Consider the following 17,562-nt stretch of genomic DNA (forward strand, 5'->3'; position numbering starts at 1 on the left):
GCCGTGTCCCGCTCCAAGTCCGACGCCCCCGCCCCCGAGGCGCTGCTCGAACGGACCGCCGCCCTGTCGACGACCCTCTCCGACGCCGCCGCTCAGGCCCGCTCGCTCTCGGCGGACCTCCGCCGCCTGAAGAAGCGGGACCGCGAAGTCTCCGCCGCCCTCGGCAACCTCAAGCGGCTCGGCGACCTCGCCGCCTGACCGTTTCCCTTTTCCTCAACCCACAGGAGGTACGACCCATGCTGAAGATGAACTGCGGCCTGAGCCGCAAGATCGGCCAGCCGGACTACGGCAGCCGCGGAGCCCAAGTCCACTTGGAGGTGGAACTGAGCGCCGAGCTGCTCAAAGACCCCGAACGGCTGCGGCGTCAGATCCGCGGGTGCTTCGGGGTGGTCCGCCGGGCCGTCGACGCCGAATTGGGCGTCGCCGAGTCCGGCGGCGGTCCCGCCCGCCTGCCCGAGAGGGTGCCGGCGTCTCGTTCCCCGTCCGACCCGCCGAGCACGCCGAAGCAGGTGCGGGCCCTGCACGCCTTCGCCCGCCGGGCGGGAGCGGACCTGGCCGCCGAACTGCGGCGCCTCGGCGTCACCGACGCCGCCGACCTCTCCCGCCGACAGGCGTCCGGCCTGATCGACGGCCTCAAGGAGCGGGCCGGCGACCGCCGCTGACCCGTTCGGCTCTCTTTCCCCCTTGGCCGTCCCGGCGGGGGCGGTCGCGGGTCGTCGCGTTCCCGCCGCCCTGACACCTCCGTCCCCCCTTCCGGAGTTTCCGATATGAATCGGTTTCTGAGCCCCTTCGTCCTCCCGGCCGCCCGGCTGGTGATTCGCACCGCCGTCGCGTTGGCGGCGGTCGGCGCGGTCACCCGCCGGCCCCGCCGCCGGTGAGGACGGCCCCCCGGCCCGGCCCCCCGGACTATCGGGGGGCCTCTTTTAGCCCCGACGCCGCCCTGGCGATACATGTTTGGAAGCGAAAAAACGGGCCGAAAGCCCGTAATTCGTAGCTGTTCCGTACGACGACCCCCGGCGTGGCCCCAAAACGATGCCGGATGCGACAAGCCCGGAAATTGCCCGGCGGGGCCTTCACGGGGGCCCGCCGAGCGCCCCCGCGGCCGCACGATTGAACCGGCTGAGACGGGTTCGCGGCGACGGCGGGCTTGGCCGACCCGTTGCCCCGAGAACCCTGAAGGATCCCGGGTGTCCGACCGATCGCGACGCTCCCCCGCCGGGCCCGTGTCGAGTGCACGTCGGGCGGAGGCTCCAAGCAAAACCCGGCCGGGGCACCCTGCCGTTCGCGGTTTCGCTCAGACGCCTTCCGGCCGGCCATGATCGAACTGGCCGGCACGGCAGACCGGACGCTCTTGTGCGTACTTCAGGTTCGCACATTGCGGGCGGTCTACGTTGAGCCTTCAGGAAGCGTCCCGCCGTCGTCTCCGAAGGCCAGCTGCCGGGCCAGAGTCCCTCGGTCCCTTCGGGCGGAGGGCGTATCCATCGCGACGAGCGTTTCAATCCGCTCAAGCTTCAGCGGCCGCAGGTCGACTCGGCCCAGCGGATTGCCGGAGAGAGGATCGGCCACGTCGATCTTCGCCACCCGGGCCGCCGGGTTCGACGTGGGATAAAGGATGGCGGCCCGGGGGCGTTTCGGCTGACTGAGGGCGTAAACGACCAACTGATACAGCATCTCCCGCGGCAGCGACTTCTCCCACAGGTCGCGGTACTTCGCGTCTAATAGGAAGGGCGGCTCGCCCTTCGGCAACACGGCGTAGTCCGGGCGGGGCGTCGGCCGGCGACGGCGTTGCGGGTTGAAGCCCGGGGCGTACCGCAACAGGCCGGTGAGCCCCTGTTCGTCCCGCAGCGTGCAGTCCGCCGGCAGGTTGTCTCGCAGGAACCGGGAGAGCAGGGCCTGGAAGAAGGCGTTCATGTCGAAGAGGTAGCCCGACAGCGTCGTCGACGCCCGCCCCTCCAGCGACACGCCCCGGCCCTCGACCAGCAGCCGGATCAGCCCCAGCGCCGGTCCGTAAGCGGTCGACAGCCGGTTCAGTCGGGCCTCGGCCCGCTCTACCGTCGTTAGATCAAGCTGGACCCTGGCAACGTGTTCCTCCAACTGGGCGGCCAACCGGCGGGAGTCCCGCCGCAGTTCGAGCAGACTCGCCACGTCCCCCGCCAACCGCAGACCGGCCAGCAGGACCCGGTTGAGGGGCACGTCCTCGGTTCTGGGAAAGTGCCGGCAGGGCAACGCGGCGGTCGCCAGCCCGCCGGAGCGGGCCAGCCGGTCGACGGCGATCCGGCCCCGCGGGGAGGCCAGCGGTTCGGTCCGCCCGACGGCCTCACGCCGCAGGCCGCGGGCGATCAGTTCCCGGGCCTCGGCGTTCAGCTGCAGAACCAGCAGGTCCTCGAACCCGCAGCGCTCGACGAGGTGTTCGGCCTCGGAGAGCAGCTTCAGCCGGCGGAAGCTGTGGGCGTAACGGTGCAGCCGCAGCAGGGAGCCCGCCTCGATCTTCGGGAGCACGGTGACCGTCAGATCCCCGACCCGCGCCCGGCCGACATGCGATCTGGCGGCGATCCGCAACTCGCCCTGCAGTTCCGTGAACCGCAAGCGGCGGGATCGATCGAGCTCCTCGGCAACCGTCGCCGTCTAGAAACCGATCCCGCAAGACGTCGCGTGTCTCCGGCGTGGCCGTTTCCCACTCGGAAAGGGTGAGGGCGGCAGATTCGCTCACGAATTCTCGGCCCCAATAGCGGAACGTTTTTTGAGATCCCGGTCCCTAGCATTCTTCTTCAGGAGGACTTCGGCCGAGGCGACGAGCTCTCACCGCCCCAAATTGCATAGTCGCAACGGACATAGAAGGAACAGTCAGGCGACGGGCGAATGCGAGGGTGATCTGACGGGGGGGATGAGCTCCGTCGGCAGCAACGACGCTTCAAGTTCACGCTCCCGAAGTGCCTCGACAGCCTTGCGAAGCTGGGCGGCATAGATCCCGCGATTTTCGCTTTTCAGTTCGCAGCACCATGCCCACCCGTTGCAGTTCTTCACTGCGGCCCAGCCTAACGGTCCGATAAATTTCTTTGCGCTTTCCGGCTCGTAGATGCCGAAGCGGCGTACAGCTTCGAAGATGCGGCCGACGGTCTCCTGCGAACTCTCCGGGCGTCCGTCGCGGAATTCAACGGCCATCTGCCGGATCGTCCCCGGGGTCGGCCAGTCGTTCCCGTCGGCGGTCATGATGAATCGCTTCACCGCGGCTCTCAGAGCGTCAGCCGGCAAATCGTGCAGAGCGGTCCACCAAGCGTCCATCGGCGACGGTTGGCCGTCACCCGGTGGTGTGGCCGATGGAGCCTTTCCGGGGATAGCGGAGCCGAGATACGCCATCACACTCGCGAATTCCCCTCTCGTCACCGGGGGAGCGACAGACAATTCAGTTGGGATCGGCGGCTTGGCGACGTCGGTCATGGGTCTGATGATGAAATGAGGCGCGGCGGGTCGAGATTGGGAGGGAGGGACAGCGGGCCGTCTCGGGATGCCCACGCCGCGAAGTCGCCCGGGGTCTTCCCCTGCTGAATCCGGGGTACGGCGGGCGCGTCGTTCGCCCGTCCCTGCCCGGAGTTCTGAGCGTGGTTCAGCCATCTTGTGAGGAACGCCGGCATGCCCTTAGCGGTCTTCCGCTTCGGTGCATTGTCCCGGCACCACTGCCGGGCCTTTCGCATCTCCGCCGGTACGTCCAGCGCAGGGTACGCTTCGACGTACTCGGCGAGCTTCGCTTCGGTCAGAGCCCACTCCTTTGCTCCCTTCCCGGTCGTCGGGAACACCATCTCTGTAGGCGGTTCGGCGGCGGCGAGAGCCGTCGTCGGACAAGAGGGGGCTACGGGGGATTCCTCCCCCGTATCTGGTTCTAGTTCTGGTTCGCTTTTCGTCGCATCTCCGTCCGTATTCCGTCGCGTCGCTTGCGACGTTTTCGGGACGTTTCCGCGATCGCTTGCGGGGTCGTTCGCTTTCTGTGCGACCTTTCCCCTTTTCTTGGAGGCCCGTTTCGCGTCGGCCGCTCGCTTTTTGGCGGAGGCGCCGTTGTGTTCGTCGAACCGGACAATGCGGATGTCAGACTCGCCGATCTCCAGCCAACCCACGGACTGAACCGCAGCGGCAAACCCGTCGATTCCAATTTTGCGATCCAAGGCAGCCGCCGACCGGAACGGCAGGACGCCGTCTTGGGTGTGCGAGTCTGCAAGCGCCCAGAGGCGGAACAGGCCGCCGCAGACGAGCGCCTCCGACACGTCCAGTTCGACGCAGAGGTCGCCTACGCGGGGGTCGTCCCACAGGTCGGTCCGCATCTTGATCCACTCGCCGGCCATTATTCTGCCCCTCCCATCTGCCGACGCGGGGAGACCATCGCAGACTGGCTGGACGTTCGCGGCATGCCAGCTTCGCTGCCGTGCCGCATAGACTCATCCTCGCGGCAAACTTCATGCAGCCACGCCGTCACCTCACGTCGTTCGTGCACGTCGTCGACGATATCGGACGGGGCAACGACAGACGGTTTGTAGCAATAATCGTCGACGGCCCGTTCAAGGCACTCGCGGCTTGACTGCTTCGCGAAACTTTGCAAGAGGACCCCGAGAACCGCCTGCTCGGCGTTCAGGTTGTCGCTGGGACAGTCGGGAAGCGCAGACGTAGGCGTCGTCACGATGTAAAGTGATTATGCTGTGTGGGGACTCTTGCCGCTGAGGCGGCATGCCCGACCGACCGCCCCGGGGGGTGCAACCCCCGGGAGCGGTTTCTGCACTACTGACAGAAGCGGGCGTGAAGACGGAGTGGGCGAACGCGTTCATCGCGAATGCCCGCAGAAGTTCATCAGGTCGCCGAGACGGCAAGGGGGGACTACCACCCCGCTCCGGCGAGTTCACCGCCGGCGGCGTCCGCGGCCGCATGGGGCCGACGTTCGGGCCGCGGCGGCTCGGGGGACGCGCTCCGGGCTTGGCGGGTCGTCTCGACGATGAACGCTGCGAGATCCGCCCGCGGCACCCGCCGTTGACGCCCGCCCGCCCTGAGGAAGGCGAGCTTCACGCCGTTGACCCCGCGGTCCATCCACCGGTAGACGGTCGCGATGTGGACATTCATCCGGTCCGCCACGTGAGCGGGCGTGAAGGAGCTGTCGAGAGCCTTGAGGATGTCGCCGCTCGGGGCGGCGGGATCGCGCAGTGAAGCTGGTACCAGTGAATTGGGAGGCATGAGCCGTATCCGTTCGCGTTGGGGAACACGGCCACCATTGCGACGAACGACTTGATTTGGGGACTCTCAGTCGCCCGTCCCCGCAATTTGACGTACCTTGACGATCCGAGACTCATCCCGGGACTGATGCCAGACGATCAATCATGTGTCGCCGACATCTCGCGGAGTCGGCGAGGAAGAACAAGCAACGCCTCGAAATCGGCGGAAGGTCGTAGTCAGGCTGCGGCGTGGCTATTTTTCAGCTGAAGTCGAACAGAGGGGGCCGCGGCCAGCGAATTAGATTCGATCTCCAGAGCAGGCCTCGGACCCCAAGCGAGCGGCAGAGTTCGTCATAGCCCCGCTGCCTTCCGAAACCGTTCCGCGGTCTTCTCCCTATGCTCTTCCAGTCGCCTTCTCACTTCGCCGCCGATCTGATGTTGATGGATCAACACATGTCCGCGGGCATATCCCTCCTCCCGGCTGACCGGCCATGAGGAGTCCGAATCTTCACGCAGGTTTTCTCTAATCCAACGCGAAACGGTGGGGGGAGATACGCCGAGGATGGCTGCGGCGACCTTCGTGGGAAGCGGGCCGTAGGTCTCTGGTTCGGCCGGCGGGAGTCTGCCGGTCGGTCGCCGCTCTTTGACCCTCGCTCCTTCCCCGCCGCCGTCGAGACCCCGAGTGGCGGAGCGGCACTGGATAGTGATGTGCCAATGGCTGTCATCGCCGTCCCCACTTTTGACTGCGAGGTGAATGGAGACTTGGGACCGTTCGCAGGCCAGCGCAATTCGCACGGAAGTTGGCTCTTTACCATCCATGGGGCGATCAGAGGGCATCGGATTTTGCCGTGTTCGGGTTTAGAAAAATGATTCGGGCGTTCGCCGACGTCAGCCGCCCCGTCGGGATCCGACGGCCTGGAGGCACGTGGACGAATGGCCATTATATCGGGCCAGCGTTCGATTCGCACTCAGTCGCACCGTCGGCGGAGATCCGTACGCTCCGGGGCGGTCGGAGCATCCCGCCCTCCCGGAACGCAGGACGAACGTGGCAAAGAAGACTTCCAAGGCCGACTCCGCCGCCAACCTCGGGTTCGAGGAGACGCTCTGGCTGGCGGCGGACAAGATGCGCAAGAGCGTCGACGCCGCGGAGTACAAGCACGTCGTGCTCGGGCTGATCTTTCTGAAGTACGTCTCCGACGCCTTCGCGGAACTGCATAACTCTCTCGACGAGGACGAGCGGGAGGATCGCGACTACTACCTCGCCGAGAATGTCTTCTGGGTGCCCGCGGAGGCCCGGTGGGCGGAGCTCCAGGCCCACGCCCGGGACTCTGACATTGGGAAGCGGCTGGACGACGCCATGCTGGCGGTCGAGCGGGACAACCCGAAGCGGCTCAAGGGGGCGCTGCCGAAGGAGTACGCCCGCCGCGGGAACGACGGCGTGGAGCTGGGCCCGCTGATCGACCTGATCGGGACGATCGCCCTTGGGGACGCCGCGGCCCGCAGCAAGGACACGCTCGGCCGGGTCTACGAGTACTTCCTCACCAAGTTCGCCGCCGCGGAGGGGAAGAACGGCGGGCAGTTCTATACGCCGCGGTGCGTGGTGGCGACGCTGGTCGAGATCCTCGCCCCCACCCCCGGCTCACGCATCTACGACCCCTGCTGCGGGTCCGGCGGAATGTTCGTCCAGAGCGAGAAGTTCGTCGAGGAGCACGGCGGCCGCGTCGGCGACGTGGCCGTCTACGGGCAGGAGTCCAACGCCACCACCTGGCGGCTGGCGCGGATGAACCTGGCGATCCGCGGCATCGACGGCGACCTCGGCGAGGAGAACGCCGACACCTTCAAGAAGGACCTGCACAAGGACGTGCGAGCGGACGTGGTGATCGCCAACCCGCCGTTCAACGACTCCGACTGGCACCGCAAGGAAGATGACGTCCGCTGGCGGTACGGCACGCCGCCGAAGGGGAACGCGAACTTCGCCTGGGTCCAGCACTTCCTCCACCACACCGCCCCCGGCGGCCGGGCCGGCTTCGTGTTGGCGAACGGCTCGATGAGCTCCCAGCAGTCCGGGGAGGGGGAAATCCGCAAGTCGTTGGTGGAAGCCGACCTCGTGGACGTGATGGTCGCCCTCCCGGGGCAGCTGTTCTACAGCACGCCGATCCCCGTCTGCCTCTGGTTCGTCACCCGCCGGAAGCCGCCGGGGCGGGAGAAACAGACGCTGTTCCTGGACGCCCGCAAACTGGGTGCGATGACCGACCGCACCCACCGGGAGCTGACCGACGACGACATCGCCCGCCTCGGCTCCACCGTGCAGGCGTGGCGGGGCGACGAGGAGATGGCGTACGAGGACGTCCCCGGTTTCTGCAAGTCGGCGACGACCGAGGAGATCGCCGCTCACGGCCACGTCCTCACCCCCGGCCGCTACGTCGGGGCGGAGGCCGCCGAGGAGGACGACGAGCCGTTCGAGGAGAAGATAGAACGTCTAAAGGCGACTCTTCAGAACCAAATAGCTGAGTCTCAAGCTACACAGAAGGTGATCATACAAAATCTGGACCTGCTAACCGCCACCTCTCGATGAACGAACTGAATTCGATCCACGTTAAAGACCTTGCTGCGGATGTACCAGCCTCGCTTGCAACAGGGCCGTTCGGATCGCAAATCGGCTCGCGTTTCTTCCGTGAGTGCGGTGTCCCGGTACTCCGTGGATCGAATCTCAGTGCCGAGATAGGGATCCGACTCAATGAAAACGGCCTCGTCTTCATTGACGAGGATCTCGCAAAGACCTTCGGCCGCTCGACGGCCCGCCGCGGCGATCTGGTGTTCACTTGCTGGGGCACGATAGACCAGGTCGGATTGATAACCGGCGACTCCAGGTTTGATCGCTACATCGTCTCCAATAAACAGATGAAGCTGACCCCGGATCCTCGTAAAGCGAGCAGCTTGTATCTGTACTACTACTTCTCTAGCCCCGCTGTAAGGAAGGAGATTGTAGCCAACGGCATTGGTACGTCCGTGCCCGGTTTCAATCTCGGTCAATTAAAGGCGTGGCATGTTCCGCTCCCGTCGCTGTGTAAGCAGGAACAAATAGCAAGCGTACTAGGTTCTTTCGACAAGCAAATCTCGCTGCTAGAGCGGCAGAACGCGACGTTGGAGGCGGCGGCGCGGGCGGTGTTTCGGAGCTGGTTCGTGGACTTCGACCCCGTCCGGGCCAAGCTCGACGGCCGCCGCCCCCACGGCCTGGACGACGCCACCGCCGCCCTCTTCCCGGACGGATTCGAGCACAATAACGGTGAGCTCGTCCCCCACGGGTGGCGGCAGATGCCCATGAGTGAAGCCGTAGAGGTCAATCCAAAACGATCCCTCAAGAAGAAGCGGGCGGCTACGTACTTGGAAATGCGGAACGTTCCGACAGCGGGCCACCGGCCCACGGCAGTGGCCACGAGAGCGTTTACGTCGGGCACCAAATTCGTGAACGGTGACACGCTCATGGCGAGGATCACCCCATGCCTGGAGAACGGCAAGACCGCCTACGTCGACTTCCTGCGGGACGGGGAAGTCGGCTGGGGATCGACGGAGTTCCTCGTGCTTCGCCCGAAACCCCCTCTCCCGACGTTCTTCGGGTACCTGCTCGCCCGTGACCCGGAGTTCCGGCAGTTCGCGATTCAGCAGATGACCGGCTCGAGCGGCCGACAGCGCGTACCGGCCGATTCGCTCTCCGGCTACCGCATCGCTGTGCCAGACGAGGATGTCGCGGAGGCATTCGGACGTCGGTGCCAACCGTACTTTGACCTGATCCGGGCGAATTCAGAAGAGTCCGCGACCCTCGCCGAACTCCGCGACGCGCTGCTCCCCAAACTGCTATCCGGCGAACTGACCGTCCCCGATGTTGAAGCACTGACGGAGGCCCCCGAATGAGCGACGTGATCCACCCCAAATACCTGCCGTACACCCGGGAGGAACTCACGGGGCACTTCGCGGACGAGAAGCACCTGAACCAACTCGTCGATTCGAGCCGGCGCCTCACCGCCTACGTCCGCCGCTTCGAGGGGCTGACCGGCGGCTTCTCGCTGACCCCTGAAGTTCGGCGGGAGCGACAACTGGAGCGTGACGAGCGGGCGTGGACCGTCTCGGCTCTCAAGGCCGTTTATGACGCCAATGCGATGCCGGCGCTCCTCGACCGCGCGTTCGCCCACACCCAGGGCGACGAGCGCGTCGGGGGGTGGGCCGAGAAGGTCGGCGGGGAAGACTCGACGCTCCGGTTCGAGGTCGGGTTGTATAGCCCGGAGGTCTACCGGGAAGCCCTGCGGCGGCGTTACGACGAACGGGACGCGAGCGTCGCCTTGGTGCCCTACATCTCCGACGCCGCGGCCGGGCGGACCAAGCTGGAGGGGGCCACGCGGGCCGACGGGGTCCTCTCCGGGCAGTCCGCGACGGTCGTCTTCGAGGCGAAGCTGCTCTCCGACTCTTCGTCGCACGTGACTTTCGACCCGCTGCGGAACCAGATCGCGCGGAACCTCGACATCCTCCTCGATGAGAAGGCGGCGTTGAAGCACGAGATCGACGAGCGGTACTTCGTGCTCCTGACGCCGGAGACGTTCCGCCGGCGACCGCGGAGCCGGCATTACGGCCTGCTCCTTCGCGAGTACGTGAACAATCCCGACGCGCTCAAGGAGGATCTGCCCCACCGCGACCCCGAACAGGTAATCGCTTTGGCGCGGCGGATCGGCTGGGCGACCTTCGAGGAATGTCGCGACCTCGTCCCGGGGGCGTGCGGCTGGCTCCCGGACGGCGGGGCGGGGGGCGCCGCGTGACCGCCCCGTTCAACGAGGAGACCGTCGAGTTGCTGGCCCAAGAGTGGCTGGGGGAACTCGGCTACGTCGTGGCCATCGAGGCGGGACAGATCAAATCGGATCAGGTGGCTGGCGAGTCCCGGAAGTACGCCCGACACTTCCCAGCATGGGGCGTGATCTTGTTTCAGTCTGACCCCGCAAACCCCACCCGCGAAGCTGTAACCCTCTGTCGGGCAGGGGGTTGTTATTTAAGCCTGCCCCCACGGTTCGAGACCGTCCCCTGCGGTTCGTTGCGTGATATTGCGCGATGCTTTCGCGATCCTTCGCGATCTTTGATCTCCCGAGCCAGGGCCCGATGACCGCCCCCTTCAACGAGGAGACCGTCGAGCTGCTGGCCCTGGAGTGGCTGGGCGAACTCGGGTACGCCGCGACCGACGGGGCGACGCTGGACGACCGCCGCGAGCGGGGCGGGCCGGGCGAGGTCGTCCTGGAAGACCGGCTGCGGGCGGCGGTGGACCGGATCAACCCGGAGGTGCCAGCCGATCTGCGGGAGGAGGCCGTCCGCCGGGCCTTGCGGACGGACGACCCCACGCTCGTTGGCCGGAACCGCGAGGCGCACCGGCTGCTGGTCGATGGAGTGCCCGTCGAGCGCCGGCGGGACGACGGGACCGAGGCGGGCGAGTACGTCCGCCTGCTGGACTTCGACACGCCCGGGAACAACGACCTGCTGGCCGTGCGGCAGCTGACGATCGTCGAGCGCTCGACCCGCCGGCCGGACGTGGTCGTGTTCGTCAACGGCCTGCCGCTGGCCGTGATCGAGGTAAAGAACCCCGCCGACGAGAAGGCCACGCTGGAAACGGCATTCGATCATCTGGACACCTACCGGCAGGAGATCCCGTCGCTGTTCCGCTGGAACGCGCTGCAGGTCATCACCGACGGGACCGGGGCGCGGGGCGGTTCGCTGACGGCCCCGTGGGAGTGGTTCAAGGTCTGGCGGGTTCTCGAGGACGGGGCCCCGCCCGACGAGACGAACCCGCCGCCGTCCCGCGGAGAAATGGACGTGCTGATCCGCGGGGTGTTTGAGCCAACGCGGCTGCTCGCCCTGGTGCGGGACTACACCGCCTTCGAGGAGGACCCGGACACCGGGGAGGTGCACAAGCTCCTCGCCCAGTACCACCAGTACCACGCCGTCGAGGCGGCGGTGGACGCGGTCGTCGCCGCCAGCCGGGCCGACGGGGACCGCCGCGGCGGGGTCGTCTGGCACACGCAAGGGTCGGGGAAGAGCCTCTCGATGTTGTTCTTCGCGGGGCGGATCGCCCGGCACCCGGCGATGGGGAATCCGACGTTGGTGATGCTCACCGACCGGAACGACCTGGACGATCAGCTGTTCGGCCAGTTTCAACGCTGCGAGGATCTGCTCGGTAACCAGTCGCCGGCGCAGGCCGAAGACGTCGAGGATCTGCGGGACAAGCTGCGGGTCGCGTCCGGCGGGGTCGTGTTCACGACGCTTCAGAAGTTCGCCAAGGACCGCGACCCGGAGACCGGAAAGCGGTCGCACGAGCCGATGCCCCTGCTGAGCGAGCGGCGGAACGTCGTCGTCGTCGCCGACGAGGCCCACCGCAGCCAGTACGACCTGATCGACGGTCTGGCCCGGAACCTCCGGGACGCATTGCCGGGGGCGTCGTTCCTGGGGTTCACCGGAACGCCGATCGAAACGACCGACGCCGACACCCGGGCGGTCTTCGGGGAGTACGTCTCGATCTACGACGTGCGGCAGGCCGTGGAGGACGGGGCCACCAAGCCGATCTTCTACGAGTCTCGCGTGGTCAAGCTGGGGCTCGACGAGGCGGCGTCCGACACGCTGGACGCGGACTTCGACCTGCTGACCGTCGACGAGGAGGACGAGCGGAAGGGCAAGCTGCTGAACAAGTGGGCCGCACTGGAGGCGGTCGTGGGGGACTCGGACCGGATCGACGTGATCGCCGCGGACCTCATCACCCATTTCGAGAAGCGGCTGGAGGCGATGGACGGCAAGGCGATGGTCGTCGGCATGAGCCGCCGGATCTGCGTCGAGCTGCACGATGCCCTAGTGAAGCTTCGCCCGGAGTGGATGGGGGCCGCGGGAGACGATCCGGAGGAGGAACGGAAGCGAGAGTCGATCGTGAAAGTGATCATGACCGGCTCGGCCAGTGACGGCCCGGACTGGCAGAAGCACATTCGGACGAAGCGGGCCCGGAAGACGCTCGCCGGCCGCTTCAAAGATCCGGCGGACCCGTTCCGGATCGTGATCGTCCGGGACATGTGGCTGACCGGGTTCGACGCCCCGTGCCTGCACACGATGTACGTCGACAAGCCGATGAAGGGCCACGCCCTGATGCAGGCGATCGCCCGGGTGAACCGTGTCTTCCGCGACAAGCCCGGCGGGCTGGTTGTGGACTACCTGGGGCTCGCGGACCAGCTTCGGGACGCACTCAAGACCTACACCCGCGCCGGCGGGCAGGGGGCGCCCAGCCGGGACGCGGCGGAAGCGGAGGAGTTGTTGCAGGAGGCCGTCGAGATCGTCCGCGGGATCCTCCACGGGTTCAATTACTCTACCTGGCCCTGCGGCTCCGCGAGCGAGCGGTTTCAGCTGACGGCGGCGGCCCAGGATTACGTATTCGGGCTGGAGGACGGCGCGGTCCGCTACCGGGACGCCGTCGGCAAGCTCAAGAAGGCGTTCGCCCTATCGGCCACCAGCGGCACCGCTGACGAGATCCGGGACGAGGTCGCGTTCTTCGATCTGCTCGCGACAGCCGTGGCGAAGACGACCGGGGCCGCGGGGCAATCCGGGGCGAATCTCGATCACGCCGTCAAACAACTCGTGTCGGAGGCGGTGGTCCCGGACGGGGAGGTCGTGGACGTGTTCTCCGCCGCCGGCCTGGACCGGCCGGACCTGTCGATCCTCTCCGACGAGTTCCTCGGCACGGTCGAGCGGATGCCGGAGCGGAACCTGGCCGTCGAGCTGCTGCGAACCCTGCTGGAGCGGGAGGCGAAGACGACGGCGAAAAGGAACGTCGTGCAGAGCGAGTCGCTCTTGGACAAGCTGCGACAGACGATGAACGCCTACCACAACCGCGCGATCGACACCCACGAGGTCTTACAGGAGCTGCTCGGCCAAGCCCGCGAGTTCCGCGAGCGGCGAGCGCGAGGCGAGAGCCTGGGTCTGTCCGATGACGAGCTGGCCTTCTACGACGCCCTGACAGAGAACGACTCCGCCCGCGAGGCGATGCAGAACGACGACCTGAAGACGATCGCCGAGGAGTTGACCCGCCGCATCCGCAAGAGCGTGACGGTCGACTGGCACCGCCGGGAATCAGCCCGAGCCAAGATCCGGATCGAGGTAAAGAGGATTCTCAAAGCGTGGGGCTACCCGCCCGACCTGCGAGCGTCCGCGACCGAGCTGGTCCTGGAGCAGGCGGCCCGACTTTGCGACGACTGGGCGGCGTAGGCTGCCCGACCCGGTCGGTCGCCGCTCGATCTGGTGGAGCGGACCCACTCGTTTGGTCGGCATGAGCCTGGCAAGGTCTTCGTCCTCCCGGTCGAGCTAAAAACCCCACTCCACGTCCGCGTCTTCCCGCCGGGCGTCGCGGACGTAGTCGTCCGTCAGCCTCCTCAATACTGCAGCCACGACGGGGTGTTCGTTTTCGACCTGGGCCGCCCACACCCGGTGTCGCTCCGCCAGCGATGCCTCCTGGGCCCCACCGGCGTCCGGCATGCGGCAGGTCGTGCCGCCGCGGTTCCGATGCCCGGTTTGGAAGCCGAGGAGCAGCGGGTCCTCGTCCGGGTCCGACTGCTCCTCTAGCACGTCGCGAACGATTTCGTGCGGCCACGCCCCGTCGTCGCCGACGGGGCTGCGGGCGAGCAGCCGTCCGAGGACGAACTCCGCCGCCTCCGCCCGGCCGTACTTCGCTGCGAGGCGGCGGACCTCCGCGATCCAACTGCGGAGGAGGTCCCCGTCCGGCCGGCCGGCCGGGAATCCGGGGCAGGGCTGTCCGTCCTCGCCGAGGTCGTACAGAAGTCGAGTCGCGCGGTCCGTCAGCCCTTTCGGGAGCAATCCGTTCTCTCCATCGCGGATCTTATCGATCACAGGGTGAGGCACTCCGTCGCGTCGGGGATAGCGGACGGCGATCAACTGCGTTAGGACGCCGGCGTCGGAGACAATGGCGTCCAGCAGCTCTTGCAACCGCTCCGATGTCCTTTCCAGCAGCGGGAGGAACTGAAACTGAAACCACGCCAGGCGGTCGGCGTCCGTTCCGGCGTCGCGCAGCCGGTCTAGAACTTGGGCGATGTAATAGCCGTCGCCGCTCTCAGCCCCGAGATCGGCAGCCTTGGTGAGGGCTTCCGTCATCAGTTCCGGCTCGAATTGAAGGTCTTTCGCGCGCGCGACGTACTTCAACGCGTCGCCGGCCCGGCCCGCGGCGAGCAGTCGTGGAATGGACCGGTCCGCCACATCCTGTGTGGTTGGTAACGCATACGGGCGTACGGCGTTCCAGTAATCGACTTCGATTCCCCAATCCTCCGCCCGGTCGAACGTCTCGGGACCCGCCGGCAGAGCGAGCGCCAGCGTCAGGCGGGCGGGGGGCGGCCACCCGGCGGGGTTTAAGTCGTCCACCCATGCCCAACCGGAATACCGAAACCGCTGGCGGGCGAACGCCGCCGCGAACTTGCGTCGGGCGGGATCCTCGTCGCGGAGGTCGGCCGGCAGAGCGGCATCGAAGTCGGCGGCGTCCGGTCGACGGGCCAGTGCGTTCCCCACGGCGTCCGGTTGCACGGACCGTGTGATGAGGGACTGCAGACAGTCCTCGCCGGCTGCGATCACCTCCTCCATGGCCGCGTCCTCCGCGTCGGCTTGTGCCGCTTGCGCGGCGTCGTGTTCTTGGTCGGGCCGGTAAAAGATCATGAACGAGTTGCCGAATAACCAAGCGTGCCGGGCGGCGGGGTCGTCAGGTTCCAGCGAGCCTAGCGCGTCATTCAAGTCTGGCCGGTGGGGGCCGAGGGGGTCTTCGCCGTCCTCGTGAGCGGTAAGGGCCAGTCGGTCCCGGAGTGCCTCGGTCAGCCTCGCTCGGTCGTCGTCCGCAGCGTCCCCGGCCGCCTCCCGCAGCCGATCGGCGAGGGCCGGCAGCCGGTCCTCCGGGATCCAGTACAGGTCATTCACCAAATTTAGAAGCCGGTCAGGATCGCGGCCGGCGAGCCGCAGCAGCTCGTCAGCTACGAGGCCCTGCTGGTCTGCGAGGTCTCCGTACGTCGGCCGCCGCTCCGCGTCCGACACGGCCCACTCCCGCCATGTGGGCGCATGGCTGGGACTGACGGAAGCCTTGTGCCCGAACAGCGTTACCAAGGCCGGCCACGTCCCCGGCCCCTCCTCTCCGGCGAGGACGCGGATCGCCCGCAGCCGAGCCGCGGGCTTGGCGGCGGTGTGCGGGCACCACTCGCAGAGGATCGTCCGCAGCGATCCGAGGGGCCCGTTGCCCCAGTTCCCAGCGGACCGCTCCTTCAGCGGGGCGAGGCGGGCTAGCAGACGGACGACGCGGGACAGGTACTCCGGTCGCCAAGCGAGCGCTTCCAACGCCCACATCAGGTTGGCGAACTCGCACCGGCCGGAAAGCCCCCCGGCCCCCGTGTTCTCGAACAGACCGGCGACGGCCGACGGTTCGGCGTCGAGGTCTCGATCGACGGCGTCGAGAAACGCCTTCGGGGCCGCCTCCGCCAGCAGCGGGAGGGCGCCGCCGAGTCCGGCCCACCGCTCCCAGTTCCCTGGCGCCAGTGCCTCCCGCACAACGGCGTCGATCAGTCGGGGCAACCGGTCCGCGAACGGCAGCCGCGTCCGTTCGCCCTCGGCGGCCAGAAACGCGAGCGTGTCCGCCGCCTGCTCCACGAAAAGTGCCGAGTACCCGACCTTCGGCGGCATCATCTCCGGCGGGCCGACGACGACCAGCGGGCCGGGGCGGTCCGCGGCATCCGCCCCGGCGAACGCCGCCGCTGCGTGGGCGAGGAACGCATCGAGCCCTGCCGCCGTCCGCGGCGCCAGGTGCAACCAGCCGAGCATCTTCGAAAGTACCCGCCGGTGGGTCCCGACCGAGAGCAGCAGCGGGTCGCCGGCGTCGCCGCCGGACGCCCGGGTCAGGGCGGTCGTCTCGTCCAGGTCTCGCGGGTCGCCCCCGCACGCGATGGCGAGTTCGTCCGCGGCGGCCCGGTCTCCGGGAAATCCCTCGACCCACCCGCCGAGCCACAGGGCGGCAACCGAGGCCGGGGCGTCTGCCCAAGCGGGGCGGGCCTCGTCGGGCTCCTCGGATGTCAGAAAACGGAGGGCCGTGAGGCTGCCGCCGCACCGCTCCGCCGCCTTCTTGGCCTCCAGGGAGTCCATCCCGGCCTCCTCGAGGGCCGCGGCGAGCCGATAGCGCCGGGCACGAGGGACCGGCAGGGCATCGATGTCCGGTCGGACGAACTCCACTGCAGCCCGGAGGACGTGGTGCCCGGCCCGCACGGCCCGCCGAACGGACTCCGGCGCGGGCCGCACCCCCGGCCGCGGCAGCAAGACGAGCGGAGCCTCCGCCCGGGACACGGAGGTCCATGCCGCGGGCGTCGGCAGCACGAGGGCCCGGTCCCCCGCGCCGGCCTCGTGTACGGTGGCGCATAGAACCTCGAACCCATCCCCGGTCGCCCCGACCTCCACCGCCATCGACGCCGGCTGACTTTGCAGAAAATGTCCGACGTGGTCCAGAATGCCTTTCCTCCCAGCCAGCCAAACGCTCGGCGGCAGTGGGACGGGCGTGAGTTCCGCGAGGTCGCGGAGGTAGTCGCTCACAGCGGTCGCCTCGGGGGACCGGCCGAGCAGCCGGCCGAACCAGAACGCCGCCGCCGGGGCGTTCTCCAGCCACTGTTCGAGGTCGTCGGCGTCTAGTACGCGGACGGAGGCCCAGCCGTCGCCGGCTCGCTTCTCCGCCCACGCTTCCTTCCCCGTCTTACCGTTCCACCGTCGAGGAGTGACGAAACGGTAGTGTGCACGGGCGCAGGCGGCTTTCGGCGTGTTCCGCGTCCGCTTTCGGTAGTCGCGGGTCGCTTTGTCCTGCGCCTCGGCGTCTACCCCCATCTCCCACCGGCTCAGGCGGTCCGGCACCCAGGCGTTGGCGGTCGGCGTGACGACCGTCCCGTCCCAGCCGCCCTTACCGACGCTCTTCTCAGCCGGAAAGTCGACGCGGGTCGCCTCGCGCGTGGTCCCGTGCACGAGCCGTCGGACCAACTCCGGCAACAGGCCACGCGGTTCGAGCGTGCCGCCCGCCCAGCGTTCGAGGTCCTCGGCACGGATCGGTTGCATCTGCGTCCCGCTTAAACGTTTCAGATAGAGGTACGCCGCCGCTGGCGATCGCCTTTGGGCCAAGCGCCGAGCAGGCTGCATTTAAGTGGAAGCGCTACGCGACGTGGTCTTGGAGACGAGCCTTTCCAAAAGATCGCCTTTACCTGCGGCCGGGGGTGTAGTCTTCCCGAGAGGTGAGCGTCGTCGCGCTGGCGCCATGGCGTCGTCGCGCTGGCGCCATGGCGTCGGGGAG

The 17,562-nt window shown here is 67.6% G+C and carries 11 protein-coding genes; 6 read left to right on the forward strand and 5 right to left on the reverse strand.

The features are described from left to right. Both LzC2_RS03460 and LzC2_RS03465 read left to right on the forward strand, forming a co-directional pair. Positions 1-198: hypothetical protein (locus LzC2_RS03460; protein ID WP_171183816.1), on the forward strand; the 198-nt coding region annotated here is incomplete at its 5' end. A gap of 38 nt (positions 199-236) precedes the next feature. After that, on the forward strand, positions 237-662 hold the full coding sequence (locus LzC2_RS03465) for a hypothetical protein (RefSeq protein ID WP_171183818.1): 426 nt from the start codon (positions 237-239) through the stop codon (positions 660-662). Between the two features lie 724 nt (positions 663-1,386). On the opposite strand, the gene LzC2_RS03470 is transcribed toward LzC2_RS03465, so the two are convergent. The 4 genes from LzC2_RS03470 to LzC2_RS03485 form a co-directional block, all read right to left on the reverse strand. Beyond that, positions 1,387-2,586 carry an McrC family protein gene (locus tag LzC2_RS03470; protein ID WP_171183820.1) on the reverse strand — a complete coding sequence of 400 codons (1,200 nt, stop codon included), beginning with the start codon at positions 2,584-2,586 and terminating at the stop codon, positions 1,387-1,389. A gap of 258 nt (positions 2,587-2,844) precedes the next feature. After that, positions 2,845-3,438, reverse strand: a complete 594-nt coding sequence (locus tag LzC2_RS03475) for a hypothetical protein (protein ID WP_171183823.1) — start codon at positions 3,436-3,438, stop codon at positions 2,845-2,847. After that, a complete protein-coding gene (locus LzC2_RS03480) occupies positions 3,435-4,334 on the reverse strand; it encodes a hypothetical protein (RefSeq protein ID WP_171183825.1) in 900 nt (299 codons plus the stop codon). Before LzC2_RS03480 ends, LzC2_RS03475 begins: the two co-directional genes overlap by 4 nt. 526 nt (positions 4,335-4,860) lie before the next feature. Further along, positions 4,861-5,211 carry a helix-turn-helix domain-containing protein gene (locus tag LzC2_RS03485; protein WP_171183827.1) on the reverse strand — a complete coding sequence of 117 codons (351 nt, stop codon included), beginning with the start codon at positions 5,209-5,211 and terminating at the stop codon, positions 4,861-4,863. Positions 5,212-6,234: 1,023 nt separating this feature from the next. Here LzC2_RS03485 and LzC2_RS03490 point away from each other — a divergent pair. From LzC2_RS03490 to LzC2_RS03505, 4 genes are all read left to right on the forward strand, one after another. Next, complete coding sequence (locus LzC2_RS03490; protein WP_171183829.1) at positions 6,235-7,764, forward strand: class I SAM-dependent DNA methyltransferase; 1,530 nt, start codon at positions 6,235-6,237, stop codon at positions 7,762-7,764. After that, a complete protein-coding gene (locus LzC2_RS03495) occupies positions 7,761-9,101 on the forward strand; it encodes a restriction endonuclease subunit S (protein ID WP_171183831.1) in 1,341 nt (446 codons plus the stop codon). Before LzC2_RS03490 ends, LzC2_RS03495 begins: the two co-directional genes overlap by 4 nt. Next, the gene (locus tag LzC2_RS03500; protein WP_171183833.1) at positions 9,098-9,997 is read left to right on the forward strand and encodes a hypothetical protein; all 900 of its coding nucleotides are present in this window, start codon (positions 9,098-9,100) and stop codon (positions 9,995-9,997) included. Before LzC2_RS03495 ends, LzC2_RS03500 begins: the two co-directional genes overlap by 4 nt. A 334-nt stretch (positions 9,998-10,331) precedes the next feature. Then, positions 10,332-13,463 carry a type I restriction endonuclease subunit R gene (locus tag LzC2_RS03505; protein WP_171183835.1) on the forward strand — a complete coding sequence of 1,044 codons (3,132 nt, stop codon included), beginning with the start codon at positions 10,332-10,334 and terminating at the stop codon, positions 13,461-13,463. A 96-nt stretch (positions 13,464-13,559) separates the two neighbouring features. Here LzC2_RS03505 and LzC2_RS03510 read toward each other — a convergent pair whose 3' ends face one another. After that, positions 13,560-17,330 carry a hypothetical protein gene (locus LzC2_RS03510; RefSeq protein WP_171183837.1) on the reverse strand — a complete coding sequence of 1,257 codons (3,771 nt, stop codon included), beginning with the start codon at positions 17,328-17,330 and terminating at the stop codon, positions 13,560-13,562. Positions 17,331-17,562 lie beyond the last annotated feature (232 nt).

The organism is Alienimonas chondri (assembly GCF_013036045.1).
Taxonomy (GTDB): Bacteria; Planctomycetota; Planctomycetia; order Planctomycetales; family Planctomycetaceae; genus Alienimonas; species Alienimonas chondri.